19 protein-coding genes are annotated in these 23848 nt (G+C 71.5%); 2 read left to right on the top strand and 17 right to left on the bottom strand.

Translation table 11 applies throughout. The annotated features are described in order from the left end of the window. The 9 genes from ACK4UM_RS12110 to ACK4UM_RS12070 all read right to left on the bottom strand — a co-directional run bounded on the left by ACK4UM_RS12110 (position 1) and on the right by ACK4UM_RS12070 (position 12469). A complete protein-coding gene (locus ACK4UM_RS12110; RefSeq protein WP_409799141.1) occupies positions 1-2754 on the bottom strand; it encodes a flotillin domain-containing protein in 2754 nt (917 codons plus the stop codon). Then, the gene (locus ACK4UM_RS12105; protein WP_409799137.1) at positions 2751-3605 is read right to left on the bottom strand and encodes a phosphoenolpyruvate hydrolase family protein; all 855 of its coding nucleotides are present in this window, start codon (positions 3603-3605) and stop codon (positions 2751-2753) included. Before ACK4UM_RS12105 ends, ACK4UM_RS12110 begins: the two co-directional genes overlap by 4 nt. Continuing rightward, positions 3602-5803: an ABC transporter permease gene (locus tag ACK4UM_RS12100; RefSeq protein ID WP_409799134.1), complete on the bottom strand. Its 2202-nt coding sequence runs from the start codon at positions 5801-5803 to the stop codon at positions 3602-3604. The genes ACK4UM_RS12105 and ACK4UM_RS12100 overlap by 4 nt, the downstream gene beginning before the upstream one ends. Continuing rightward, positions 5796-6590, bottom strand: a complete 795-nt coding sequence (locus ACK4UM_RS12095) for an ABC transporter ATP-binding protein (RefSeq protein WP_409799131.1) — start codon at positions 6588-6590, stop codon at positions 5796-5798. Before ACK4UM_RS12095 ends, ACK4UM_RS12100 begins: the two co-directional genes overlap by 8 nt. Then, positions 6587-7672: a branched-chain amino acid ABC transporter permease gene (locus ACK4UM_RS12090; RefSeq protein ID WP_409799128.1), complete on the bottom strand. Its 1086-nt coding sequence runs from the start codon at positions 7670-7672 to the stop codon at positions 6587-6589. The genes ACK4UM_RS12095 and ACK4UM_RS12090 overlap by 4 nt, the downstream gene beginning before the upstream one ends. Next, positions 7672-8685, bottom strand: coding sequence for a branched-chain amino acid ABC transporter permease (locus tag ACK4UM_RS12085; RefSeq protein WP_409799125.1), 1014 nt, complete (start codon positions 8683-8685; stop codon positions 7672-7674). The genes ACK4UM_RS12090 and ACK4UM_RS12085 overlap by 1 nt, the downstream gene beginning before the upstream one ends. 366 nt (positions 8686-9051) lie before the next feature. Beyond that, positions 9052-9882, bottom strand: coding sequence for an AraC family transcriptional regulator (locus ACK4UM_RS12080; protein ID WP_409799122.1), 831 nt, complete (start codon positions 9880-9882; stop codon positions 9052-9054). A gap of 85 nt (positions 9883-9967) precedes the next feature. Continuing rightward, positions 9968-11098, bottom strand: a complete 1131-nt coding sequence (locus ACK4UM_RS12075) for an iron-containing alcohol dehydrogenase (protein ID WP_409799120.1) — start codon at positions 11096-11098, stop codon at positions 9968-9970. A 111-nt stretch (positions 11099-11209) separates the two neighbouring features. Continuing rightward, positions 11210-12469, bottom strand: coding sequence for an ABC transporter substrate-binding protein (locus ACK4UM_RS12070; protein ID WP_409799117.1), 1260 nt, complete (start codon positions 12467-12469; stop codon positions 11210-11212). A gap of 201 nt (positions 12470-12670) precedes the next feature. Between ACK4UM_RS12070 and ACK4UM_RS12065 the strand changes: the two genes are divergently transcribed. Then, on the top strand, positions 12671-13711 hold the full coding sequence (locus ACK4UM_RS12065) for an SDR family NAD(P)-dependent oxidoreductase (RefSeq protein WP_409799114.1): 1041 nt from the start codon (positions 12671-12673) through the stop codon (positions 13709-13711). A 22-nt stretch (positions 13712-13733) separates the two neighbouring features. Here the strand turns inward: ACK4UM_RS12065 and ACK4UM_RS12060 are convergent, their stop codons facing one another. Beyond that, positions 13734-14765: a glycosyl transferase gene (locus ACK4UM_RS12060; protein WP_409799111.1), complete on the bottom strand. Its 1032-nt coding sequence runs from the start codon at positions 14763-14765 to the stop codon at positions 13734-13736. Between the two features lie 96 nt (positions 14766-14861). Next, entirely contained in the window at positions 14862-15146 is a 285-nt protein-coding gene (locus ACK4UM_RS12055) for a hypothetical protein (protein ID WP_409799108.1), read from the bottom strand. A gap of 230 nt (positions 15147-15376) precedes the next feature. On the opposite strand from ACK4UM_RS12055, the gene ACK4UM_RS12050 reads away from it, so the two are divergent. After that, positions 15377-15832 carry a DUF4864 domain-containing protein gene (locus tag ACK4UM_RS12050; protein WP_409799105.1) on the top strand — a complete coding sequence of 152 codons (456 nt, stop codon included), beginning with the start codon at positions 15377-15379 and terminating at the stop codon, positions 15830-15832. Positions 15833-15838: 6 nt separating this feature from the next. Here the strand turns inward: ACK4UM_RS12050 and ACK4UM_RS12045 are convergent, their stop codons facing one another. The 6 genes from ACK4UM_RS12045 to ACK4UM_RS12020 form a co-directional block, all read right to left on the bottom strand. Further along, a complete protein-coding gene (locus ACK4UM_RS12045) occupies positions 15839-17017 on the bottom strand; it encodes a M24 family metallopeptidase (protein WP_409799102.1) in 1179 nt (392 codons plus the stop codon). A 96-nt stretch (positions 17018-17113) separates the two neighbouring features. Further along, positions 17114-18436, bottom strand: a complete 1323-nt coding sequence (cls, locus tag ACK4UM_RS12040) for a cardiolipin synthase (protein ID WP_409799099.1) — start codon at positions 18434-18436, stop codon at positions 17114-17116. A gap of 482 nt (positions 18437-18918) precedes the next feature. Next, the gene (locus ACK4UM_RS12035) at positions 18919-20619 is read right to left on the bottom strand and encodes a methyl-accepting chemotaxis protein (RefSeq protein WP_409799096.1); all 1701 of its coding nucleotides are present in this window, start codon (positions 20617-20619) and stop codon (positions 18919-18921) included. A gap of 144 nt (positions 20620-20763) precedes the next feature. Next, complete coding sequence (locus tag ACK4UM_RS12030; RefSeq protein WP_409799095.1) at positions 20764-21669, bottom strand: PfkB family carbohydrate kinase; 906 nt, start codon at positions 21667-21669, stop codon at positions 20764-20766. 22 nt (positions 21670-21691) lie between these two features. Then, positions 21692-22132 (bottom strand): VOC family protein, encoded by a 441-nt coding sequence (locus ACK4UM_RS12025; RefSeq protein ID WP_409799093.1) that lies wholly within the window; start codon positions 22130-22132, stop codon positions 21692-21694. A 67-nt stretch (positions 22133-22199) separates the two neighbouring features. Continuing rightward, complete coding sequence (locus ACK4UM_RS12020; RefSeq protein ID WP_409799091.1) at positions 22200-23528, bottom strand: MFS transporter; 1329 nt, start codon at positions 23526-23528, stop codon at positions 22200-22202. Positions 23529-23848 lie beyond the last annotated feature (320 nt).

Here is a 23848-nt window from a genome sequence, read left to right as displayed (position 1 = left end):
TCAAGCCTTCTCCCCGTCGACCTTGTTCGGCGCCTTCGGCTTCGGCGCCTTCGCGGCGCTATCGGCGATGCGCTGCATGTCGGAGGCCTCGCGGATGAGGCCGCCCTGCTTGGCGAGCCCGCCGCCGTCGATGCCGATATCGGCGAGCAGCCGGTCGATCAGCGGCGCCTGCACGCGGTAGCGCAGAGCGGACGAGATGACCTCGTCGGTGGGGCTCGAATCGCGCCCGTTGGCGCCCCCGCCGATGCCGTCGAGCTGCATGATCCGGATGTCCTGGATCTTCTCGAGCGGCTTGACGGACGCCGCGACGATGCCCTCGACATGTTCGAGGAGCTTGCGCCGGAAGAGGGAGTGGCGCGCCTCGTCGGTGAGGATGTTCTCCGCCTCGTTGACGAGCCGCTGCGCCTCCGCCTCGACGATCGCGCGCAGCTTCTGCGCCTCGGCGAGGTGGCGGGCCTCCGCCGCGGCCTTCTCGGCCATGAGCACGTCGACCGACTTGCGCCGCTCGGCCACCTCCTTCTCGCGCACGGTCTTGACCCGCTCCTCGGCCTCGGCGGCGCGGGCGCGGCCGGCCTCGGCCTCGGCGCGCGCGGCCGATTCCTCGAGCGATTTCTGCGCGAGCGCGATCGCCTTCTCCATCATCGCCGTCTCGACCGCACGCTCGCGGTCGACCTCGAGCCGGCGACGGAGGGTCTCGTGGTCGATGCGGATCTCGTCGAGCTGCCGCTCGGAGGCAATGCGGGCGCGCTCGACGTCCTCGCGGCTCTCGATCTCGGCTTCGCGCAGCGCCTGGACGCGGGCGATCTCGAGCTGCTCCAGCGCGCGCCGACGCTCGAGCCGCGCGGCCTCCACCGCCTGCTCGCGGGAGACGTCGGTCGTCTCGACGTCGCGCTGGGCGAGGATGAGCGCCTGCTTGACCGAGGCCTCGGCCGCGGCCGCCTTGGCGCGCTCGGCCGAAAGGGCGACGACGCGCGCCTGCTCGGCGGTCTCGACCGCCTTCTTGCGGGCGATCTCGCTGACCTCGCGGGTGCGCTGGCTCTCGATGCGCTTCTGCTCGAGCTCGAGCGCGGTCGCGATGCGCGCGGCCTCCACCGCCTCCTCCGCCGCGACGCGAGCCTCGTCGATCGTGCGGTTGCGGGCGATCTCGCGGTTGCGGGAATCGCCGTCCGCGTCGATCCGCTCGGCGGCGAGCGCCTTCTCGCGGGCGATGCGCGCGGCCTCGACGGCCTGGCTCGCCGCGATCTCGGCCGCCTCGACGGCCTTCTGGCGCTCGATCTCCAATTCGCGGATGCGCCGGTCCTCGGCGATGCGCCGCTCGTCGATCTCGGCGGCCTGGGCGATGCGGGCGCGCTCGACCGCCTCGCGGGCCGCGATCTCGGCCTCCTCGAGCGCCCGCTGCCGGGCGATCTCCTGCATCCGCACCTTCTCCTCGCCCGCGATGCGGGTCTGGTTGAGGAGGAGCGTCTCGGCCATGCGGCGCTTCTCGGTCTCCTCGTGCGCGGCGATCTCGGCCTGCTGGATCGCGCGCTGGCGCTCGATCTCGGCTGCCTGGGTCTCGCGGTCGCGGGCGATGCGCGCCTCGACGACGGCCCGCTCCTGGCTGATGCGGGCGCGCTCGGTCTCCTCGCGCGCCGCGATCTCGGCGGCTTCGAGCACCTTCTGCTTCTCGATCTCGCGGGCCTGCGTCTCGCGCTCGTTCTCGATGCGCGCCTCGCGGACCGCGCGCTCGGTGAGGATGCGCGCCTTCTCGACCGCCTCGCGCGCGGCGATCTCCTCGGCCTCCACCGCCTTGGTGCGGGCGATCTCGCGCGAGCGGATCTCGCGCTCGGAGGCGATGCGCTCCTCGGCGATGGCGCGGTCGTTGTGGATGCGGCTCTTCTCGATGGCCTCGCGGGCGGTGATCTGCGCGGTCTCCGCCTCGGTCTCGCGCTCGGCCCGCTCGCGGGCGAGCTCGGCGCGCTGGCGGGCGCGGCGGATCTCGATCTCGCGCTCCTGTTCGAGCCGCGCGGATTCGGATTCGCGCTCGATGTCGAGCACCTGCCGCTCGGCCTCGAGATTGCGGGCGCGGATGAGGACGACGGTCTCCTGCTCGATGTCGTTGCGCAATTTGCGCCGCGCCTCGATGTCCTTGATGAGCGCGGTCAGGCCCTCCGCGTCGAAGCGGTTCGAGGGGTTGAAATATTCGAGGCTCGTCTGGTCGATGTCGAGGATCGCGACGGATTCGAGCTCGAGGCCGTTCTTCTCGAGGTCCTCCTGGGCGAGCTCGCGCACCCGCGCCACGTAGGCCGCGCGGTGCTCGTGCATGAAGCCCATGTCCATCTCGGCCGCGATCGCCCGCAGCGCGCTCTCGAACTTGCCGGAGAGGAGCGCGTGGAGCTGCTCGGGCTCCATCGTCCGCCGCCCCAGCGTCGAGGCGGCCATCGCGACCGCGCTGCGCTCGGGCCGCACGCGCACATAGAACTCCGCATCGACGTCGACGCGCATCCGGTCCTTCGTGATCAGCGCGTCGCCCCGCGCGCGGCTCACCCGCAGGGGCAGCACGTTCATGTTGACCGGCGTCGTGTCGTGAACGATCGGCCAGACGAAGGCGCCGCCGTCGATCACCACCTTCTCGCCGAGGAAGCCGGTGCGCACGAAGGCGACCTCCTTCGTCGAGCGGCGGTAGAGCCATTGCATCACCCAGTAGACGATGGCGATGACGACCACCGCCACGATCAGCCAGAGGATCAGCTGTCCGATGAGTTGCCCCGTCATGGCGATCCTTCCCCTCCCGCTCCAGAGCGCCCGGACAGGCGCTTGAAGGCTCTCGTTTGTTCGGTCAGCGCGCGCTCGGCCGGCAGGCGCTCCATCGAGGAGGCGCCGTAGAAGCCGTGGCAGGCGGTGGTGTTCTTCAGGATGAAATCCGCGTCCTCGGGCATGGCGACCGGGCCGCCGTGGACGAGGACGATGACGTCGGAGCGCTCGCGCAGAGCCGCCTGAGCGCAGCGCTCGACGATCGCGGGGCAGTCTTCGAGCGAGAGCGCGGTCTGCGCGCCGATGCTGCCACCCGTCGTCAGCCCGAGATGGACGACGAGGATGTCGGCGCCGGCGCGCGCCATCGCCGCCGCCTGGTCCTCGTCGAAGACGTAAGGGGTGGTCAGCAGGTTCTTGGCGCGGGCCGTCGCGATCATGTCGATCTCGAGCCCGTAGCCCATCCCGGTCTCCTCGAGATTGGCGCGAAAGGTGCCGTCGATGAGGCCGACGGTCGGGAAGTTCTGCACGCCGGCGAAGCCGATGCGCGCCAATTCGTCGAGGAACACGTCCATCATCCGGAACGGGTCCGTCGCGCACACGCCCGCGAGGACGGGGGTGCGGCGCACGACGGGCAGGACCTCGGCCGCCATCTCGACGACGATCGCGTTCGCGTCGCCATAGGGCATCAGCCCGGCGAGGGAGCCGCGCCCGGCCATGCGGTAGCGGCCGGAATTGTAGATGACGATGAGGTCGATCCCCCCCGCCTCCTCGCATTTGGCGGAGAGGCCGGTGCCTGCGCCGCCGCCGACGATCGGCTCGCCGCGGGCGATCATGGCGCGCAGGCGCTCGAGGATGGCGGCGCGGTCTCTCATGCGGGCACCCGCTGTTGCGCGCGCCGGCGAGCCGGACGGTCGCCGTGCAGGTTGCGGAAGGCGGCGACGAGCGCCGCGGCGAAGGCGGGATCGTTGACGTGGTGGGGCACGCGGATCACCTGGCGCGACGCGGTCTGGCGAACGCCCCCCTCGATCGCCTCGAACAGGGCCCGGCGCGCGCGCGGATCGTCGAAGGGCTTCCCCGGCGCGTCGAGCGCCGAGACGCCGCCTTCCGGCAGGAAGAAGCGCACCTGCCCGTCCATCCGGTTGAGGCGCTCGGCGAGCCAGCGGCCCATCTGCGCGCTCTCCGCCGCATCGGTGCGCATCAGCGTCACCTGCGGATTGTGGTCGTAGAGGAGGCGTCCGCGATAGCGCTCGGGCACCGTGTCGCGCGGGCCGAAATTGACCATGTCGAGGGCGCCGACGGAGCCGATATAGGGGATGCGCGTGCGGATCACGGCGCCGAGCCGGTCCTCCGTGCAGGGGAAGACGCCGCCGAAGAGGTGGTCGCACAATTCGGTCGTCGTGACGTCGATCACGCCGCGCGCCTGGCCCCCGTCGATCAGCTTCTCCATCGCCTGGCCGCCGATCCCCGTCATGTGGAAGACGAGGCAGTCCCAATCCTCGCGCAGGAGGGCCTGGACCTGCTGCACGGCGGGCGTCGTCACGCCGAACATCGAGAGCACGACCGCGGGGCGCTCGCCGCGCGCGGGCGCCGCCGCCTTGCGGGCCTGCACCATGCCGACCATCGCCTGCGCGGCATTGCCGAGGACGGCGCGGGTGATGGCGTTGAGCCCCTGCACGTCGGCGACGGAATGCATCATCATGATGTCGGAGGGCCCGACATAGCGGCCGACCTCGCCCGACGCGACGGTCGAGACGATCAGCTTCGGCACGCCGACCGGCAGCGCGCGCATCGCCGGCGCGACGATCGCCGTGCCTCCCGATCCGCCGGCCGAGAGCACGCCGGCGATGCCCTCCTGGCGGGCGATCCAGCGCGCGAAGGCGAGCGTCATCCCCGCGACCGCCTGCCCGCGATCGCCGGTGAACACGCCCGCCGCCCCGCGCGGGTGGAAGGCCGCGACCTGATGGGCGGGCACGTCCGCGCCGGTATGCGTACCGGAGGTCGAGAGGTCGACGAGGCGTACCGCGAGACCCGCCGCGCGCACGAGATCGCGCATGTGGCGCAGTTCCTCGCCCTTCGTGTCGAGCGTGCCGGCGACGAGCACGACCTCCCCGCCCACCGGCGCGAGCGCGCGGATCGGCGTCTCCTGGGTCGGGAGCGTGGCGGCTCCGTCGCTCGTGACGACGCGCGCGAGACGCTCGTGGACGGCATAGGGCACGGGCTGCGACCAGCGCGTCGGCGGCTTCGGGTTCGCCTGCCAGATCCGCCGCAGCGGCGCGGCATCGGTCTTCTCCGGCTCGCGTCCGTCCGCCTCCGCCGAGCCGCTTTCGGTCTCCGGCGTCTCGTCGTGGGCGTGGCGGCCGACCCCGAGAAGGCGCTGCTGCAGCGCCCTGTCGGCGGAGAGCTCGCGGGCGGGGACCGAGCGGACGATGCGCCCGTTGAGCATGATCGCCACCGTCTCGGCGACCGCGCAGGCGACGCCGATATTCTGCTCGATGAGGAGCACGTCGACGTCGCCGCTCTCTCCGAGCCGGATCAGCATGTCCTCGACCTGCGCCACGATCACCGGCGCGAGGCCCTCCGTCGGCTCGTCCATCACGAGGAGCCGCGGGTTCTGGAGGAGCGCGCGGCCGATGGCGAGCATCTGCTGCTCGCCGCCGGAGAGCTGGGCGCCGCCGTTGCCGCGCCGCTCGGCGAGGCGCGGGAAGGTGTCGTAGACGCGCTCGACGCTCCAGGCGCCGCCCTTGCGCGCGACCATGCGCAGGTGCTCGTCGACCGAGAGCGAGCGCCACAGCCGGCGCCCCTGCGGCACGTAGCCGATGCCGAGCCGCGCGATCTCGGAGGGCGTGCGGCCGACGAGGTTCTGCCCGTGCAGCGCGATCGACCCGCCCGCGACCGGCACGAGCCCCATGATCGCCTTGCAGAGCGTCGTCTTGCCCATGCCGTTGCGGCCCACCACCGACAGGACGCCCGAGGAGAGGCGCAGGTCGACGCCCTGCAGCGCGTGGCTCGCGCCGTAGAAGACGCTCAGGCCGCGGATCTCGAGGGCGGGGGCGGAGGCGCGCTCAGCCATGGGCGTGGCTCCCGTCCCCGAGATAGAGCTCCTGGACCTCCGGATCGTCCTCGATCTCGGCCGGCGTGCCCTCCTTGAACACGCGCCCGTTGTGCATCATCGTCACGCTCTCGGACACGCGCAGAGCGACGTCCATGTCGTGCTCGATGATGATGAAGCCGATATGGGCGGGCAGGCCGTTGAGGATCTCGATGAGGTCGCGCCGCTCGGCGGGCGAGAGGCCGGCGGCGGGCTCGTCGAACAGCACGAAGCGGGGGGCGCCGGCGAGCGCGAGGGCGATCTCGAGCTGGCGCTGCTGGCCGTAGCTGAGCTCGGAGACGAGGGTGTCCCGCACGCCCGTGAGGTGCACCGCCTCGATCAGCTCGTCCGCCCGCGCGACGAGCGAATCGCCGCGCCGCGGCCGCAGGAGCGAGAAGCGCCCGCGGCTCACCCCGCGACAGGCGACGTAGACGTTGTCGGCGACGCTCAGGCCGCCGAACAGGAGGCTGATCTGGTAGGTGCGCCGCAGGCCGCGGCGGATGCGCTCGTAGGCGGGGAAGGTGGTGACGTCCTCGCCGAACAGCCGGATCGTGCCCGAGGTCGGCAGGAAATCGCCGGTGATGCAATTGAACAGGGTCGTCTTGCCCGCCCCGTTCGAGCCGAGCACCGCGCGGCGCTCGCCGGGGCGGACGCTGAAGGTGATGTCGGTGATCGCGGCGAGCGCGCCGAAGAGCTTCGTCACCCCGCGCAGTTCGAGCGCGTTGCCGGAGGCGACGGAGGTCGGGACGCGGGCGGCGAGCGCGCTCACGAGCGGCCTCCCTGCCGCAGCGGATCGGCGCGCCGACGCCGGCGCTCCTTCCAGCGGTCCCACAGCCCGAGCACGCCGTCGGGCGAGAAGAACACGATCGCGAGAAAGCCGAGCCCGATCAGGGTCTTGAAGCGCTCGCCCGAGAGGCCGAACCCGGTCAGCACGTCCGGGCTGAAGGTGCGCAGGAGGACGTAGATCAGCGCCCCGATGAAGGGTCCGATCGGCCGGCGCATGCCGCCGACGACCGCGATCACCAGAATGTCGATCACCGCCGGGATGCCGACCGTGCCCGGCGAGATCTGCGCGTTCTGCCACACGAGCAGGATCCCGCCGATCGCCGCGATCACGCTCGCGAAGGTATAGGCGGCGATGCGGATGGCGGTGACGTCGTAGCCGAGCGCCGCCATCCGCCGCGGCCCGTCGCGCGTCGCCTGCAGCGCGAGGCCGAAGGGGCTGCGCGAGACGTACAGGACGGCGCAATAGCAGAGCACCGCGCAGCCGAGGCTCAGATAGTAGAACGCCACCGGCTGGCGCCAGTCGACCCCGAACAGCCGCGGCGGGAGCACGAGGTTGAAGCCGCTGTAGCCGTTGAAGATCTCGTAGTTCTGGCGCGAGAAGTAGAAGAACGCCGCGGCGACCGCGAGCGTGATCATGATCGTGTAGATGCCCTCGGTCCGCACCGCGAGCGCGCCCACGAGGGTGCCGAAGGCAGCGGCGACGATGATGGCGGCGGGGATGTACACCCAGAACGGCAGGCCGAGGCTGATCTGCGCCATCCCCGACGTCCCGAGGATCGCGACCATGTAGCCTGCGATGCCCGCGACCGTCATCTGGATGAGGCTCACCATGCCCCCGTAGCCGGCGAGGAACATGAGGCTGAGCGCGATCATGCCCAGGATGAAGGTCCAGCCGAAGACCTGGAAGAGCCAGAAATTGTTGGCGACGAGCGGCATGATCAGGAGCACGAAGCCCACGATCCAGACCTGGACCGGGATGCGGTCGAGCCGCCATGCGAGCGGCTCCTCGCGCTGGGACTCGCGCGGCGCCTGCGCCTTCGTGTCGATCGCCCCGCCGGCCGCCATCAGCGCGTCCTCCCCATCAGGCCCTGCGGGCGGAAGGCGAGCACGGCGACCATGATCAGGAAGGTGAAGACCACGGAATAGGTCGGCGCGTAGACGAGCCCGAGCTGCTCGGACAGCCCTATCAGCACCGCGCCGATCGCCGCGCCCGGGATCGAGCCCATGCCGCCGACGATGACGACGACGAGGCTCGCCAACAGGAAGCGCGTGTCCTCGCCCGGCGTCAGCGATTGAAAGGTCCCGCCGACGATGCCGCCGATGCCGGCGAGCCCGGCGCCGAAGGCGAAGACCGCGAGGAACACCCATTGAATGCGGATGCCCGAGGCGGCCAGCATCTCGCGATCGTCGACGCCGGCGCGGATCAGCATGCCGAGCCGCGACTTGTTGAGGACGAGCCACATCAGGATGCCCACTACGATCGCCGCGATGAGGATCGCGATGCGCACGCGGGGATAGCGCAGGTAGACGGGATCGCCGTCGCGGTCGACGCCCGCCACGATCGGCACCTCGGCGGGCCCCGCGAGCCAATCGGGCGTCATGATCGTGTAGCTCTGCCCGCCCCAGATCCACAGCATGATGTCCGCGAGCACGACCGAGAGCCCGATCGTGACGAGCGTCTGGCGCAGCTCCTCGCCCTCCATCCGCCGGAAGACCTGGTTCTGGAGGACGATGCCCATCAAGGCGACGATGAGGAACACGGCCGGGAAGGCGAAGAGCCACGAGCCGGTACGCTCCGAGATCTCGAAGCCGAGATAGCCGCCGACGAGATAGAGCGAGCCGTGCGCGAGATTGACGTTGCGCATCAGCCCGAAGATGAGCGTGAAGCCGGAGGCGACGAGGAAATAGAGCGCGCCCAGCGTGATCCCGCTGAAGACGGCGTTGAGGAACACGCGCTTGCGGCCGAAGGAGGCCTCCATCCCGGGAGACCACGGGACGAGGATCAGCCACAACAGCACGGCCAGGACGAGCGCGATGATCGCCGACCAGACCGGATGGCGTCGCACGAATGCCTGCAAGGCGCCACTCCCCTCACGCGCGGCGTCTCTCTCGCGCCGCTCCGGACCTCCAAGCTAGCGGCGCCGCCCCGGCCCCGGCATACCCGAGAGTCTGACGCGTTCGCCGATCGTCGCAAAAGCGGGGGAGACGGGAGGCGGGAGGGCTCCAAGGGTGTCATCCCCGGCTGGAGCCGCGAAGCGGCGTAAGGGAAGGGGACCCAGCGCCAAGACATGTGCGGAGCACACGATCGTGCCGCCGACGAGGCGGCTGGTCGCCGCCGCAAGAGCTTGCTCCGCAAGCGTCTTCCTTTGCTGGGTCCCATTCCCTTCCGGTCGCTCCGCGACCTCCAGCCGGGGATGACACGGGGTGGCGGCTCGAGGCAGCCCTCACCCGACCTGCACGCTGCGCCGATACGCGCTCGGGGCGACGACGCCGTTGGCGATGAAGAAGCGCGAGAAGCTCGCCTGTCCGGAAAAGCCGAGATCGAAGCCGATGTCGGCGACGGGCTGCTGGCCGTCGGAGAGGCGCTCGATGGCGCGCTCCATCAGGAGGGCGTTGAGGTAGAGCTTGGGGGTCACCCCGACCTGCTCGCGGAAGAGCTTGTAGAAGTGCGGCCGCGACAGGCCGACCTCGCGCGCGACCCCGTCGACGTCGAGGCTGTCCCCCGCCCCCTCCTGGAGGAGGCGCAGCGCCTTGCGGATGCGGAAGTCGCGCGTGCCGCGGCAATGCCCGGTGAAGGCGCTGCCGCGCGGCGTCCATTGCCAGGACTGGTCGTAGGCGATCTGCGTGAGGCCCGACAGCCGCTCCTCCATCGCGGGATCGTCGCGGTCGGGGTCGAGCATGGCATGGGCGGTGAGGAAGACGAGCCGGGAGAGCTGGTCCGTCACCTCGATGCCGACGCGGCCGAAATTCAGCGACGCGGTGGCGCTGCGCGCCGTCTCGATGAACCAGGCGGGGCGGATGTAGAGGACGAGCGTCAGGACGGGGACGCCGGGAACGACGGGGCGGTAGATGTGCGTCTGCCAGGGGCTGACCGCGACCGCCTGGCCCGGCGCCACCGGCCAGGTGCGGCCGTCGACCTCGAGCTCGCCCGCGGGCCCCTCGACATGGAAGACGAGGTGGCCCTCGCGGTGCGCATGAGGGACCATCGCGCGGTCCACCCGAAACAGGCAGACCCGCCCGAAATTGCCGTGGCAGATCGCCACCGGGACGCTCATGGCTACCCCCGTCCAACAGGCAGGACGCAAGGGTAGCCGCCTTTATTGCGTACGGTAAAGGCATTTTGTGTGTTTCTTGCGCAGATCATGAGGCTTCCTCGATCATGCGCCGGTAGTCGGCGGCATTCGCGTAGCGGGGATTGTCGCGGTTGGCGGGCGCGCGGGCGGCGGCGGCGGCGATCCGGTCGATGCCGGTCGCGGTCAGGCCTAGATGGGCGAGGCTGCCGGGCAGGCCGAGCCGCGCGCCCAGAGCGGCGAGATGGTCGACGAGCCCGCACGCCTCCCCCCGCCCCTCCCCGCTCACCTGCAACGCCTGCGCGGCGATGGCGAGGCGTTCGGGCACCGCGGGGGCGTTGAAGGCGAGGACGGGGCCGACCAAGGCCGCGTGGAGTTCGCCGTGGCTGTCGGGGCGCACCGCCATCGTCTCCAGCGCGTGGGCGATGGCGTGGATCGCGCCGAGCCCCTTCTGCGCGGCGAGCGCCCCGTTGAGCGCCGCCGCCAGCATCTCTCGGCCGGCATCCGCATCGGCCGGATCGGCGACGAGGCGCTCGAGCCAGAGCGAGGCGCGGCGCAGCCCGTCATAGGCCATTCCGTCGGCCGGCGGGTTCCAGACATTGGCGAGGAACGCCTCGAGGCAATGGACGAGCGCGTCCATGCCGGACGCGGCGAGGCGGGCGGGATCGGCCGGCCGCACCAGGCTCGGATCGCAGAAGACGACGTCGGGCACTCTCAGCGCCGATGCCCCGCCGCGCCGCTCGCGCGCCGGCCAGGGCTGCGGTCCGAGGCCGAGGCAGCCGGGGAGCGTCGGCACCGTGAGGATGGGCATCGGCTCGCGCGCCGAGCGACGCGATCCGCGCGCGGGCGCCCGCTCGTCGCCCGCGAGCTGCTGCGCAAGCGACACCGCCGGCGCGCCGCCGACGCCGATGACCGCGTCGCAGGGCGTCGCTCCGCCGCCCTCCTCCGCGTCGGGCCCCTGCAGCGCGCGCGCGACCGCCTCGCCCATCGCCGCGCAGGTCGGCAGGCCGGCGAGATCGAGAACGCGGGGGCGGCAGGCGACGGGCAGGCAATCGAGCACGCGTGCGAGCGCCGGGCCGGTATCGGCGTCGACGACGACGAGGGGCGCGAGAACGCCGCGCGCCTTCACCTCCTCGGGGAGCGCGTCCTCGAGGACCCGTTCCGCGAAGTGGATGCGGGTGGCGTAGCGGATGAGGGACATGCCGGCCTCCAACATCCGCCGCGCGAGATCGCGGGCGGCATTCCGGCGGGCGGGCGGGGAGCGCGGCGGCGCCACGCTCCCCGTCGTCTCGTATCGGCCGGCGGCGCCGGATCAGCGCCCGGCGAGCGCGTCGCAATCGGGCGTGTCGCGCGAGGGCAGGCCCATGGCGCGGAACTCGTCCGGCGTCATTCCGAGCGTCTGGGTGACGCCGTCGACGCGGGCGCGGAAGACGCTCTGGAGGTTGCCGTCCGGCCCCTCGACGACCTCGGTCACGAAGACGGAGCCCGTCGCCTGGCGGTTCTCGTTGAGCGTGACCTCGCCGAGCGGCGTCTGCAGCGTCATCGTCGAGAGCGCCTCCTTGAAGCGGGCCTGGTCGTTCGAGAGATCGCCCTCGACCATGTCGAGCGCCTCGAGCGCCGCGAGCGTCGCGACGTAATAGCCGACGCCGAACAGCGAGGGCACGGGGAAGCGCTCGCTCTCGGGGAAGGCGGCCTGATAGGCGGCGACGTATTCCTGCCAGGCGGGATCCGGATTGTCGGGGGCGAAGGCGCCCGAGGTCGGCGTGCCGATCAGCGCCTCCTTGGCGCGCCCGCGCGAGGCGAGGACGGTGGCATCCGCCATGATCGTGCCGCCGATCAGGTTCGTGTCGGCGCCGGCCTGGTCGTACTGGTTGAGGAAGTTGATCGCGTCGGTGCCGCCCATGCCGAGATAGATCGCGTCGACGTCGTCGGGGAGCTGGGCGATCACGCCCGCGAAATCGGCGGAGCCGAGGGGCACCCAGAACCGGTCGACGATCTCGCCGCCGGCGCGGCAGAAATCGACCGCGAAGCCGAGGAAGTTCGTGTAGCCGAACGAGTAGTCCGCCGCCACGGCGGCGACGCGCGTCCAGCCCTTCTCCTCGACGACGTAGGTGCCGAGCCCCTGGCCCCATTGCGCGCCGTCGAGGTTGAAGCGGAAGAAGTTCGGCGCCGGGTCGACCCAGGTGGTCTCGAGCGCGCCCGAGATGCCGTTGATGATCGCCATCTGCGGCACGGTCTTGGCGTAGTCGCGGATGGCGATGCCCTCGGAGCCCGACAGGGGACCGATGATGAAGTCCACCCCGTCCTGCTCGACGAGCTTGCGGGCCTGGCGCACGGCCGTGTCCGGCGTGGTGTCGGTGGGCGCGACGATGGTCCTGATCGGACGCCCGCCCGCCGTGCCGCCACGCTGCTGGATCGCGAGCTCGATGTTGCGCACCCCGTCCGCCCCGCCGGCCGCGAAGGCGCCCTCCAGCGCGACGAGGATGCCGATCGTGATCGGCTCCTGGGCGAATGCCTGGCCGGAAACCGTCAGCGTCAGGGCCGATACCGTGGCGATGAGTGCCTTCTTCATGTCCGTCCTCCCTCATTGTCGTGGCGTGGGGCACGGAACCGGCGGTCCCGCAACCGGCAGCCCCGCCACGATAGGGAGGCGCAGGGCGCGAGGGGATCGCCCGCGGTTTCGCACAATAACCGACAGTCTGATTTTCACGCCGCCGCACGGCTCTTGCCGCGCCCCGACGGGTCGGCTAAGCGCGAGGCGACAGGAGTGCTCATGACGACAAGCGACGCCGCCGCCCCCCGCCGGGCTCTCGTCACCGGAACCGCCGGCTTCATCGGCTTCCACGTCGCCCGGCGTCTGCTCGAGGCGGGCTACCTCGTCACGGGCGTCGACGGCATGACGCCCTATTACGACCTCGCCCTGAAGCGGGCGCGCCACGCGCTGCTGCGGCGCTCGAACGCCTTCTCCGGGCACGAGATCATGCTCGAGGACGCGGCCGCGCTCGCCGCCGCCTTCGAGGAGGCGCGGCCGGACGTCGTCGTCCATCTCGCCGCGCAGGCGGGCGTGCGCTACTCGCTCGAGAACCCGCGCGCCTATGTCGACGCCAATCTGGTCGGCACCTTCAACGTCATGGAGGAGGTGCGCCGCCACGCGCCCGCCCACTTCCTGATGGCCTCGACGAGCTCGGTCTACGGCTCGAACGCCAAGATGCCCTTCGTCGAGACCGACGCCGCCGACCACCCGCTGACGCTCTACGCCGCGACCAAGAAGGCCGGCGAGGCGATGACGCATTCCTACAGCCACCTCTGGAAGATCCCGACGACCCTGTTCCGCTTCTTCACGGTCTACGGGCCCTGGGGCCGGCCGGACATGGCGCTCTACAAGTTCGCCTCCGCGATCCTGGAGGGGCGGCCGATCGAGATCTACGGCGAGGGCCGGATGGAGCGCGACTTCACCTATATCGACGACCTCGCCGAGGCGATCGTGCGCCTCGTCGACGTGCCGCCGGTCGAGGGGGCGCCGGTCGGCGCGCGCGACTCGCTCTCCCCCGCCGCGCCCTGGCGCGTCGTCAATATCGGCGCGGGGCGGCCGGTCGGCCTCCTCGCCTTCGTCGAGACGCTCGAGCGCGCGCTGGGGACGCCCGCGCGGAAGATCATGCTGCCGATGCAGAAGGGCGACGTGCCGGCGACCTTCGCCGACGCCGACCTGCTCGAGGCGCTCACGGGGTACCGCCCGGCGACGGGCGTCGAGGAAGGCGTGGCGCGTTTCGTGAGCTGGTACCGCGCCTATCGCGAGGGCCGCGCCGAGGCGTGACGTCGGAGCCCGCCGCGAAGGGTCACGGCGAGGTCGCGGGCACGCGCTTTCGGGCGAAGAAGGCGAGGCAGGCCGCGACGAGCGCGCCCGCGGCGAGGAGCGCGACGAGGTCGGTCGCGAGGCCCGGCCAGGCGATCGTCGCCGCGGCGATCAGCGCGAGCGCGATCCCGAGGCCGAAGACGGTGGTCGAGACCGCGAGCGGAGAATGCCCGTTGTCGGTCGCCCGCTGGTAGAAATGGGTACGGTGGGCTTCCCAGACGCGCTCGCCCCGCGCGAGACGCCGCAGGAGCGTCAGCGTCGCGTCCGCGCAATGATAGAGCGGCAGGACGATCGCGGCCGCGACATGGCCGCCGCTCGCGAGCGCGTAGAGGAGCCAGGCGACGAGGAGCCCGATCGGCAGCGAGCCGACATCGCCGAGGAAGAGCCGGGCGACGGGCTTGTTGAACGGCGCGAAGCCGAGGAGCGCGCCCGCGAGCGCGAAGGCGAGGAGCCCCGGCAGCGGATCGAGGGCGCCCGCGAGCGAAAACAGGCCAAGCGCGAGCACGATCGGCACCATCGCCGCGCAGGTGATCCAATCGAGCCCGTCCATGAAATTGACGAGGTTGACGAACCACAGCCCCGCGAGCGTGCCGAGGACGATCTCGACCCCCGGCGGCACCGGAAGGCCGAACCCGTCGCCGAGAACGCGCGCCTCGCTCGCCGCCGCGGCGACGCTCGCCGCGACCGCGATCGCCTGGGCGGTCAGCCGCGGCACGACCGGGAGGGGGCGGATGTCGTCGACGGCGCCGATGCACGCGAGCGCGATCGTCGCCGCGACGAGGACGAGGAACGGCGCGCCGAGGACGCCATCGGGCGCGACGACCGCCCCGAGCCCCGTGGCTACGAGGAGCGTCGCGAGGACGACCGCGATCCCGCCGCCCTGCGGCGTCGGCTCGCGGTGGCTCGAGCGCGCGTTCGGCCGCGCGAGCGCGTAGCGGCGCATCAGCGGAAACAAGGCGAGGATCGCGCCCGCCGAGATCGCTGCCGCGAGCACGACGGCGAGTACGGCATGCATGTCTCGGCGCGCCCCTGTCGGTGTCGACTATCCCGCGCGTCGCTTACGCGCTCGGACCCGATCCTTCAAGAGCCGTTCGCGCGCGCACGCGCCAGGTCAGGCCGATCGCGCCCAGGCCAAGGCCCGCATGCGCAGGCGCAGCTCTTCGAGGCGCATCAGATACGGCGCGCGCGCGGCCTCTCGGCGAACCGCCAGCGAGCGCTCCAACGCCTCCTTGGCCGCCGGCGCGGCATCCCACGCCTCCAGGCGCTCGCGCTCCTGCTCGTGCAGGAAATCGATGTCCGCGAGAATGGCGAGCGTCTCCTGGAGAGCCGGTCGCAGGTCGTCGGGATAGATGCGCAGCGGGCCGACGACGATGTCGGCGCTCTCTTTGTCGAGCATGGCGAAGGTCCCCGAGCGGACGATCACCCCCTGGGCCCGGCGCTCTTCGGATCCGGCCCGCAGCCGGCGGAGCGCTCCATGTCGTTGGGTCAACCATGTGACCCCCCAAATGTGGAGGGATCGTGGCGGACGGGTCCGTCTCGCGCGGGTCCTTGTCGCGCGCGTCCCCTCCCCTACCTCCCGTTCGGCGCGGCGCATTCCCGCTCGCGACGGTCGAACCGGAGACCTCCATGCGCTCGCTCTCCCTTCGCATGCGGCCCCTGCGCACGCTCCTCGCCATCGGCCTCGTGGTCGCATTCGCGTTCCTCGTGTCGCCGAAGGCGCCCGCCGAGCCTTCATCGGCCGACGCAGCCGCCATCCGCGCGGTGATCGAGGGCCAGATCGAGGCGTTTCGCGCCGACGACGGCGAACGCGCCTACGGCTACGCGGCGCCGGGGATCAAGCAGCTGTTCCCCTCCGTCGAGGGGTTCATGCGCATGATCCGCCTCGGCTATTCTCCCGTCTACCGCCCGAGCGCGGTGGTGTTCGGCGCGCTGCGCGAGAGCCCGCACGGCCCGGTCAAGGAGGTCTTCCTCACCGACCAGGCGGGCAATGCCTGGACCGCGCTCTACACCCTCGAGCGCCAGGAGGACGGCAGCTGGCTGATCAGCGGCTGCTGGCTCGTGCGCTCGGGCATCTCCGCCTGAGGCGGCCTACAAAGCCACGAGATCGAGCCCCGCCGCCGACAGAGGCTCCGCCCCCCGCTCGCCGACGAGCGAGGTCCGCGCGAGGCTCATCGCGAGGCCGGCCTGCGCGTCGAACAGGATCATGTGGGCGAAGATCACGTTGCCGGGGCGCGCCTCGTAGGATTGCCCGGCATAGAGCATCGGCCAATCCATCCAATTGGGCGCGAAGGTCGTCCCCAGCGAGTAGCCGCAGGCGTTGAGCCGGGCGTGGCCGAAGCCGGCGGCCTCGAGCGTGCGGGCATGCGCGTCGAAGGCCTCCCCGAGCGGACGCCCAGGCACGAGCGCGGCTTCCGTCGCGAGCAGCGCCTCGCGCGCGGCCTCGTGCATCGCCCGCACCCGCGGATCGACGCGCCCGATCACGAAGGTGCGCATCAGGGCGCTGTGGTAGTGCCGGTAGACGCCGGCGAATTCGAGCGTCAGGAGATCGTCGGCGTCGAGCCGCCGCCGGCCCGAATAATAGCGGCACATCAGGGCGCCGGGGCCCGAGCCGATGATGAACTCGTTCGCCGGGTCGTCGCCGCCCCCGCGCAGGATCGCGCCGTGCATGTCGGCGAGGATCTCCGCCTCGTCGACGCCCGCGCCGGCCCGCGCCTGCGCAGCCGCGAGCGCATCGTCGGCGAGGGCGGCGGCGCGGCGGACATGGGCGATCTCGGCCGCGCTCTTGACGGCGCGCAGCCGGCTCACGAGGAGCGAGGCGTCGGCGGTGGCGGCGAGCCCGGCGAGCGCCTCCTCGAGCGCCTTGCCCTTCGCCGCGGTGAGCCCGTAGGCCTCGTATTCGACGCCGACGCGTTTGCCCGAGAGCCCCAGCCCGCGCAGAATTTCCGCGAGATCCCGCGCCGGCTGCGCCCCCTCGCGATCGACCCAGATCCGCACGTCCTCCACGATCGAGGTGAAGGCCGCCTGCAGGCGGTCCGCCGAGCGGGTGAGGAGGACGATCCGCCCGTCGTCGGTCAGCACCATGCACTGGAAATGCACGTAGCCGAAGGTGTCGTAGCCGGTGAGCCAATACATGCTCTCCTGGCGGAACATGAGGAGCGCGCCGAGCCCCTCGCGCGCCATCTCGCCGAGCACCGCCTCCTTGCGGCGGGCGAATTCGTCGCGATCGAAATGCAGGTTCTTGGCGGCGATGGGGGCGGGCGCGGTCATGAGGGCTCCTCGATCGGGTCGTTCGCACGAGGTTACCCGCTCCCGCCCCGTCCGACCATCCGCACGCCCGCCACACGGGGTGGCGGTCGCGGAGCCTCAGAACTGCGCCCGCAAGAAGCTCCATGCCCAGTCCGTCACCCGCTCGCCGAGCGGGCGATCGCGCCATTCCGCCAGCGTCACCTCCCTGGAGCGGGCGAGATCGGCCTCGAACAGGGCGATCTGCTCGGCGACGACGTTTGCGTCGTAGACGAAGAGGTTCGCCTCGTCGTTGAGGCGAAAGGTGCGCTCGTGGAAATTGGCCGAGCCGATCGAGGCGAGCACGTCGTCCACGATCACGATCTTCGCGTGGTACATGGTCGGCTGGTATTCGTGGATGCGAACCCCGACCTCGAGCAGCGCCCCCCAATGGTGGCGCGCGGCGCTTTGGACGAATTCCTTGTCCATGTGCGGCCCGGGCACGATCACGTCGACCGCCACGCCGCGCGAGCGGGCGAGCCGGAGCTGGGCGAGGGAGACGTCGTCGGGCACGAAATAGGGCACGCCGATGCGCACGTGGCTCTGCGCCGAGGCGATCGCCGTCAGAAGCATCTTGTGGATGACGTTGCGCTCGCCCGTCTCGCTCGCCGCGATCTGCACCGCGACCGCGCCCGCAGGCGCGAGTTCGGGAAAGAAGCGCTCGCCCAGCAGGAGTTCCCCCGTCGCCTCCTCCCAATTCTCCGCGAACACGCCCTGGAGCTTGGCGACGGCGGGCCCGTCGAGCCGAAAATGCGTCTCGCGCCACTCGCCGGGATGGCGCGCGTCGCCGAGCCATTCGTCGCCGATATTGGCGCCGCCCGTGAAGCCGACGCGCCCGTCGACGACGAGGATCTTGCGGTGGGTGCGGTTGTTCGCCCGCATCAGGGTATGCCAGGCGATCGGACGGAAGCGCACGAAGCGCACCCCCGCGGCCTCGAGCTGCGCGAAATCGGCATCGCTCATGTGCCGGCTGCCGTACCAATCGAGCACGAGCCGCACCTCGATCCCGGCCGTCGCGCGCTCGGCGAAGGCGTCGAGGAAGGCCTGCGGCAGGCGTCCTTCGCGGAAGACGTAGGTCTCGAAATTGACGCTCGCCTGCGCCTGCGCGATCGCGTCGAGCATCGCGGGGAAGATCTCGTCCCCGTTCACGAGCGTCTCGATCGCGTTGCCGGGAATGATGCGGCTGCCGAACAGGGCGCCCATCGTCGCGCGGAATTCCGGGCTTCCCGCGGCGAGCGCCGGCGGGACCGGGCTCGTCACGGCGCGTCGATCGGGCAGGAGGCTCATCACGAGGAGCGTGCCGAGGACGCCGGCCGCGAAGGCGACGAGGGCGACGGCGAGGCGCGACCGGACGATCGCCCGCAACGCCCCGCCGAGCCCATCGCCCCTGCGCCGATCCCCCACGCGTCCGACCTCCGCTCGCCGAATTCTCCTATGTGAGAATGTCGACGCGCGGCGATGGTTCGCGCCCATGCCGCCGAAACGAAAGAGCCGACCGGGTCGCCCCGATCGGCTCGTGTTTCGTCCCGCCGCCATCGGAGGCACGCCCCCTCTCCTTCCCCTCAGAGTTTTCATATCTTTCGTTGCGGTGTCATCCCGGACGCCGAAGGCGATCCGGGACCCATATCCACGACGTCTCAGTCGCAGCCTGTAGGCTGCGTTTCTCCAACGCAAGCTGTCCAACGGTAGCGGAACGAGCGCGGCATGCGCGCTCGAACGATCCTCGAGGATATGGGTCCCGGGTCCGCTTCGCGGCCCGGGATGACAGCCTCCGAAAGATTCACAGCCTTTCAAGGGAAGGTGGCTCCGACCCCGAGTAGGGGTCGGAGACGGATGGGGTCTCTCGACCCGAAGGGTCGAAAGGGGCGTCGGGCTTCTCCCTCGGGTCAGGCCGCGACGCGGCGCAGGAAGCCGTCGATCTCCGCCTCGAGACGCGCCGTCGCCCGCTCCAGCGCCTCGGTCGCGCCGTGGACCGAATGGGCGGCCGCGCTCGTGCGCTCGGACGCCCCCGTTACGGTGCCGAGGCTCGTCGTGATCTCGTCGGTGCCGCGCGCGGCGTGCTGGACGTTGCGCGAGATCTCGGCCGTCGCCGCGCCCTGCTGGGTCATCGCCGAGGCGATCGCGACCGTCGTGGCGTTGATCTCGCGCATGCGCTCGGTGATGCCGCGGATGGCGCCGACGGCGCCGTCGGTCGAGTCCTGGATGCCGGCGATGTGACGGGCGATCTCCTCGGTCGCCTTGGCGGTCTGGGTGGCGAGCGTCTTCACCTCGGCGGCGACGACCGCAAAACCCTTGCCGGCCTCGCCCGCGCGCGCCGCCTCGATGGTCGCGTTGAGGGCGAGGAGGTTGGTCTGGTCGGCGATCGAGCGGATCAGGTCGACGACGTCGCCGATCCGGCTCGCCGCCTCGGCGAGGCCGCCGACGCGCGCATTCGTCGCCTCGGTGTCCTCGAGCCCCTGCTCGGCGAGCGATTTCGCGCGCTCGAGCTGCCCGCCGATCTCGGCGATCGAGGCGGAGAGCTCCTCGGCCGCGCTCGCGACGGTCGCGACGTTCGCCGCCGTCTCCTGCGAGCCCTGGGCCGCGTGGCCGATCGCCTCGCTCGCGGATTCGGAGACGGAGGTCATGTCCTCGGCGCGGCCGCGCAGGTCGACGGCGCTCGCCGAGAGCGTGCGGGTGAGGTCGGAGACGGTGCGGCGGAAGTCGGCGATCGCCGCCTCCATCGCCGCGCGACGGCGCTCCTCGTCCACCCGCCCCGCGTCGCGCTCGCTCTCGAGCGCCTGAGCGCGGCTGCTCTCGTCGCGCAGGATTCCGACGGCGCGCGCCACCGCGCCGATCTCGTCCCCGCGCTCCGCGAAGGGGATCGGCGAGGCGAGATCGCCCTGAGCGAGGCGCTCGACGCGCGCGGCGATGGTGCCGAGCGGCCGGAACAGCGCCCGCGCCACGAAGCCGGCGATCGCGATCACGAGAAGCGTCGTCACGAGCGCGAGGATGGCCATGCCCGTCAGCGCCTCGCTGCGCGCCGCCGCCATGCGCTCGACCGGCAGGCCGATGAAGAGGATGCCGTTCACCCGCCCGCCCTGATCGACGGTGGGCTGGTAGACCGTCACGAATTCGCGCCCGAACAGCGTCGCGGGCCCCACATAGGTCCGCCCGGCGCGCACCACGGCCTGGGCCGGATGGTCGTCGGCGAGATAGGTGCCGACGGCGCGCGTGCCGTCCTCGCGACGCACCGTCGTCGAGCGCCGCTGGAAATTGTCGCGCGCGGGATCGAAGGCGAACACCGTCGCGACGCCCTCGGTCATGGCGGTGGTGCGATCGACCACACTGTGGTCCTCGAAGGTCGCGAGGCTCGGCGAGACCGCCCGGGTGACGCCGCCGTCGACGATGGTGACGCTCGCGTCCGGCACGCGGTCGGCGAAGACGAGGGCGAGGGTGCGGATGTGCAGGCGCCCCTCCTCGTATTCGCGCGTCTCGAGCTGCGATGCCATCTCGCGGGCCGTGAAGGCCCACATGCCGGCGGCGGTGACGGCCACGGAGACGAGGACGAGTGCCAGGATCTTTGTCGAAAGCTTGAGACGCGAGAGCATCGGGAGGGATCCTCCATCGGGATTTCCCCGCATCTCTACATGAACGTCCGTAAAGCAAGCGTTTCCGACCGTCGCCCGGATAGGAAAATACCACTCTGCGGCGTGCCGCCTCCTGCTCCACGCGCCATCGGCGAGCGCATCGGCTCAGACGGGCACGAGCGCGCCGAGAAAGCCGTCGACCTCGTCGCGCCGGGGCGCGCCGTCGCGCCCGCCGAAGCGCATGCACTTGAGCGCCGCCGCCGCCGAGGCGAAGCGCGCGGCCTCGTGCTCGCCCGCGCCTTCCGCGAGGCGCACCGCGAAGGCGCCGTGCCAGACGTCGCCCGCCGCGAGCGTGTCGACGACGGGCACGTCGAAGGCCGGGAGGTGCACGAGGTGCCCCTCCGAGCGGTAGAACAGCCCCTCCCCGCCATTGGTGACCGCCACCCAGCGCCCCGCCGCGCCCGTATAGGCCTCGAGCGCGGCGCGCGCGTCGGCGTGTCCGGTGATGTCGCGCAGGCCCTGCATGGAGAAGGCGACGTGGGTCGCGAGTTCCAGGATCTCGGGCACGATCGTCGGCTCGCGATCGGCGTCGAGCACGGCGGGAATGCCGGCCGCCCGGGCGAGGCGGAAGAGATGGGCCGTGCCCTCCTGCCAGCGCGTGTCCCCGAGGACGGCGCGGGCGCCGTCGGGCAGGTGGTGCGGCAGCCAATCCGTGTCGCGCGGCAGGAGCGGATCGGAATAGGAGACGACGAGCCGCTCGCCGCGCCCGTCCACGATGATCGCCGAGATCGGCGAGGCGCGCCCGGCGATGCGGCGCACGTGCGAGCAATCGACGCCCTCGGCGAGGAGGCCCGAGACGATGTCGCGCCCGATGCCGTCCTCGCCGAGGCTCGCATGCAGGCACACCCGCGCGCCGAGCCGCGTCATCGCGATCGCGGCGTTGCCCGCGGTGCCGCCGGTGGTGATCGTCAGGTCCTGCGCCCGGTATTTCTCCGCGCGCGTCGGCATCTCCGCGACCTTGTACACGTGGTCGAGGGTGGCGATGCCGACGCAGAGGATGACGGGCTGCACGACGCGAGCCTCCGGCGCGACCTCACCAGCTGCCGGTATTCGGCATCGAGGCCCAGGGCTCCTGGCTCGGCAGCGGCTCGCCGCGCTGGAGGAGCTCGATCGAGATCCCGTCCGGCGAGCGCACGAAGGCCATATGGCCGTCCCGCGGCGGGCGGTTGATGGTGACGCCCTGGTCCATCAGCTTCTGGCAGGTGGCGTAGATGTCGTCGACACGATAGGCGAGGTGGCCGAAATTGCGGCCGCCCTGATATTCGTGCTCGTCCCAATTGTAGGTTAGCTCGAGCAGCGGCGCCCGCGTGTCGCGCGACTTCTCGACGTCGCCGGGTGCGGCGAGGAAGACGAGCGTGAAGCGGCCCTTCTCGTTCTCGATGCGGCGCACCTCGACGAGGCCGAGCTTGCCGCAATAGAAGGCGAGCGCGGCGTCGAGGTCGCCGACGCGGACCATCGTGTGCAGGTATTCCATCGGGGCGTCTCCTTCTTTCGGCCTCTCGTTGACGAGGCTGCATAGAACAGGGCCGGGCGTGCCGCTGTCAAACCGCGTGGCCGCGCGGCTGGGGCTGCGCATCCGCGCCCGCGGGCTCGGCCGCCCGCTCGCGCTCGGCGATCTCGGCCGTGACGGCGGAGGTCGCGAGCACGTTCACGAAGCCGCCGCCCGCCGCCTCGCGGCTCTTGACGCGCATGCGCAGGGCGACGAACAGCGCGAGCGCGAGGCCGATCGTGCCGACATAGTAGAACAGGGCGGAGGGGCCGGCGACCTGCATCAGAGCGGTCGCCGGAAGCGGGCCGAGCGTCGCGCCGAGCGCCCAGGAGACGAGGAGGCTCGAGACGGTCGGCACGATCTCCTCGGCCGGCACGAGATCGCAGGCATGGGCGACGCACACCGCATAGATGCACAACGCGATGCCCCCGTAGAGGCCGAAGGCGAGGACGAGCCAACCGACCGAGTGCCACGCGCTCGCCGCGAGGATCGCGCCGCACGCGAGCGTCGTCCCCGCGAAGAGCGCCGCGATCACGCGGCGGCGGTCGACGCGATCGGAGAGCCAGCCGAGCGGCCATTGGAACAGCAGGCTGCCCGCCTGCAGCGCGAGGAGCAGCGTCGCCGCTTCCGCGACCGAGAGCCCGACGAAGAGGCCGTAGACCGGCGCGACCGCGATCACCGGGCCGTTGACGAGGCCGACCGCGAAGGCGCCGAGGACGGCGGAGGGCGCGATCCGGAAGAGCGGCCCGATCCGCACGCGCACGACCGTCGGTGCCCGCGGCTCGCGCGTCAGCGTCGCCGCGATCGGGATCAGCGAGAGGGCGAGGAGGCCCGCGACCACCATCACGAGCCCCGATCCCGCGACCGGGCCGAGCCCGACGCCGAGCGGCGAGACGACGAGCGCGATCTTCGTCGCGACGAGATAGAGCGCGATGACGCGCCCGCGATTCGTGCGCGTGGCGGTCGCGCTGACCCAGCTGTCGACGACGGTGAACAATCCCGCGAGCGCCATTCCCGAGAGGAAGCGCAAGCCGATCCACACCCCGGTCCCCGCGACCGCGTCGAAGCCGAGCACGACGACGGTCGAGAGCGCGGCGAGGCTCGCATAGGCGCGGATGTGGCCGACATGGCGCACGAGGTGCGGCGCGAGGAAGCAGCCCGTCGCGAACCCCAATCCGTAGGCGGTGGCGACCGCGCCGATCGCGACGATCGACAGCCCCTCCCCCTCCATCCGCAGGGGCAGCAGCGCCTGCAGGAGCCCGTTCGCGCCCTGGAGGAGGAAGGCGGCGAGCGTGATCGTCGCGATCGCGGAGGCGGCGGCGCCGGTGCGCTCGGGCGCATCGACGGAGGGGGCCTCGCTCTTCGGGCCGTGGGCGCTCATGATCGGGGGCTCTTTTTGGATCTCTCGTCGCGCGGGTGCGCATTCATCGCGCCGTCTCGTCCGAGAATAAAGACCTTTGCAAGGCGCCGCCCGACCTTTCTCTCTTCATCCCTCCTCTCCCTTCATCCCTCCCCATAGGGGAGGGTGGCCCCCGGAGCGCAGCGACGGGGGTCGGGGGGGGGCCCGAGGTCGTCGGACTGGCGCCCCCCTCCCCTCTGGCTCGGTCAGCCGGCGAAGATTTTTCCGAATCGGCTGTTGACGGGTGGGAGTCGTGTGGCCTATATCGCGGCTCCCGACGCGGCGGGGCCTTCGAGAGGAGG

Origin of the sequence: Salinarimonas sp. (assembly GCF_046292825.1) — a bacterium.
Classification (GTDB): domain Bacteria; phylum Pseudomonadota; class Alphaproteobacteria; order Rhizobiales; family Beijerinckiaceae; genus Salinarimonas.
This window is presented reverse-complemented; position numbering and strand designations above follow the sequence as displayed.

Bases quoted from the DNA above. Each gene is read 5' to 3' on its own strand.
- ACK4UM_RS12070 (WP_409799117.1), bottom strand. From the start codon at position 12,469: ATGAAGAAGGCACTCATCGCCACGGTATCGGCCCTGACGCTGACGGTT.
- ACK4UM_RS12110 (WP_409799141.1), bottom strand. From the start codon at position 2,754: ATGACGGGGCAACTCATCGGACAGCTGATCCTCTGGCTGATCGTGGCG.
- ACK4UM_RS12020 (WP_409799091.1), bottom strand. From the start codon at position 23,528: ATGAGCGCCCACGGCCCGAAGAGCGAGGCCCCCTCCGTCGATGCGCCC.
- ACK4UM_RS12055 (WP_409799108.1), bottom strand. From the start codon at position 15,146: ATGCTCGACAAAGAGAGCGCCGACATCGTCGTCGGCCCGCTGCGCATC.
- ACK4UM_RS12025 (WP_409799093.1), bottom strand. From the start codon at position 22,132: ATGGAATACCTGCACACGATGGTCCGCGTCGGCGACCTCGACGCCGCG.
- ACK4UM_RS12090 (WP_409799128.1), bottom strand. From the start codon at position 7,672: ATGGCGGCCGGCGGGGCGATCGACACGAAGGCGCAGGCGCCGCGCGAG.
- ACK4UM_RS12035 (WP_409799096.1), bottom strand. From the start codon at position 20,619: ATGCTCTCGCGTCTCAAGCTTTCGACAAAGATCCTGGCACTCGTCCTC.
- ACK4UM_RS12060 (WP_409799111.1), bottom strand. From the start codon at position 14,765: ATGCATGCCGTACTCGCCGTCGTGCTCGCGGCAGCGATCTCGGCGGGC.
- ACK4UM_RS12075 (WP_409799120.1), bottom strand. From the start codon at position 11,098: ATGTCCCTCATCCGCTACGCCACCCGCATCCACTTCGCGGAACGGGTC.
- ACK4UM_RS12045 (WP_409799102.1), bottom strand. From the start codon at position 17,017: ATGACCGCGCCCGCCCCCATCGCCGCCAAGAACCTGCATTTCGATCGC.
- ACK4UM_RS12100 (WP_409799134.1), bottom strand. From the start codon at position 5,803: ATGGCTGAGCGCGCCTCCGCCCCCGCCCTCGAGATCCGCGGCCTGAGC.
- ACK4UM_RS12080 (WP_409799122.1), bottom strand. From the start codon at position 9,882: ATGAGCGTCCCGGTGGCGATCTGCCACGGCAATTTCGGGCGGGTCTGC.
- ACK4UM_RS12065 (WP_409799114.1), top strand. From the start codon at position 12,671: ATGACGACAAGCGACGCCGCCGCCCCCCGCCGGGCTCTCGTCACCGGA.
- ACK4UM_RS12105 (WP_409799137.1), bottom strand. From the start codon at position 3,605: ATGAGAGACCGCGCCGCCATCCTCGAGCGCCTGCGCGCCATGATCGCC.
- ACK4UM_RS12050 (WP_409799105.1), top strand. From the start codon at position 15,377: ATGCGCTCGCTCTCCCTTCGCATGCGGCCCCTGCGCACGCTCCTCGCC.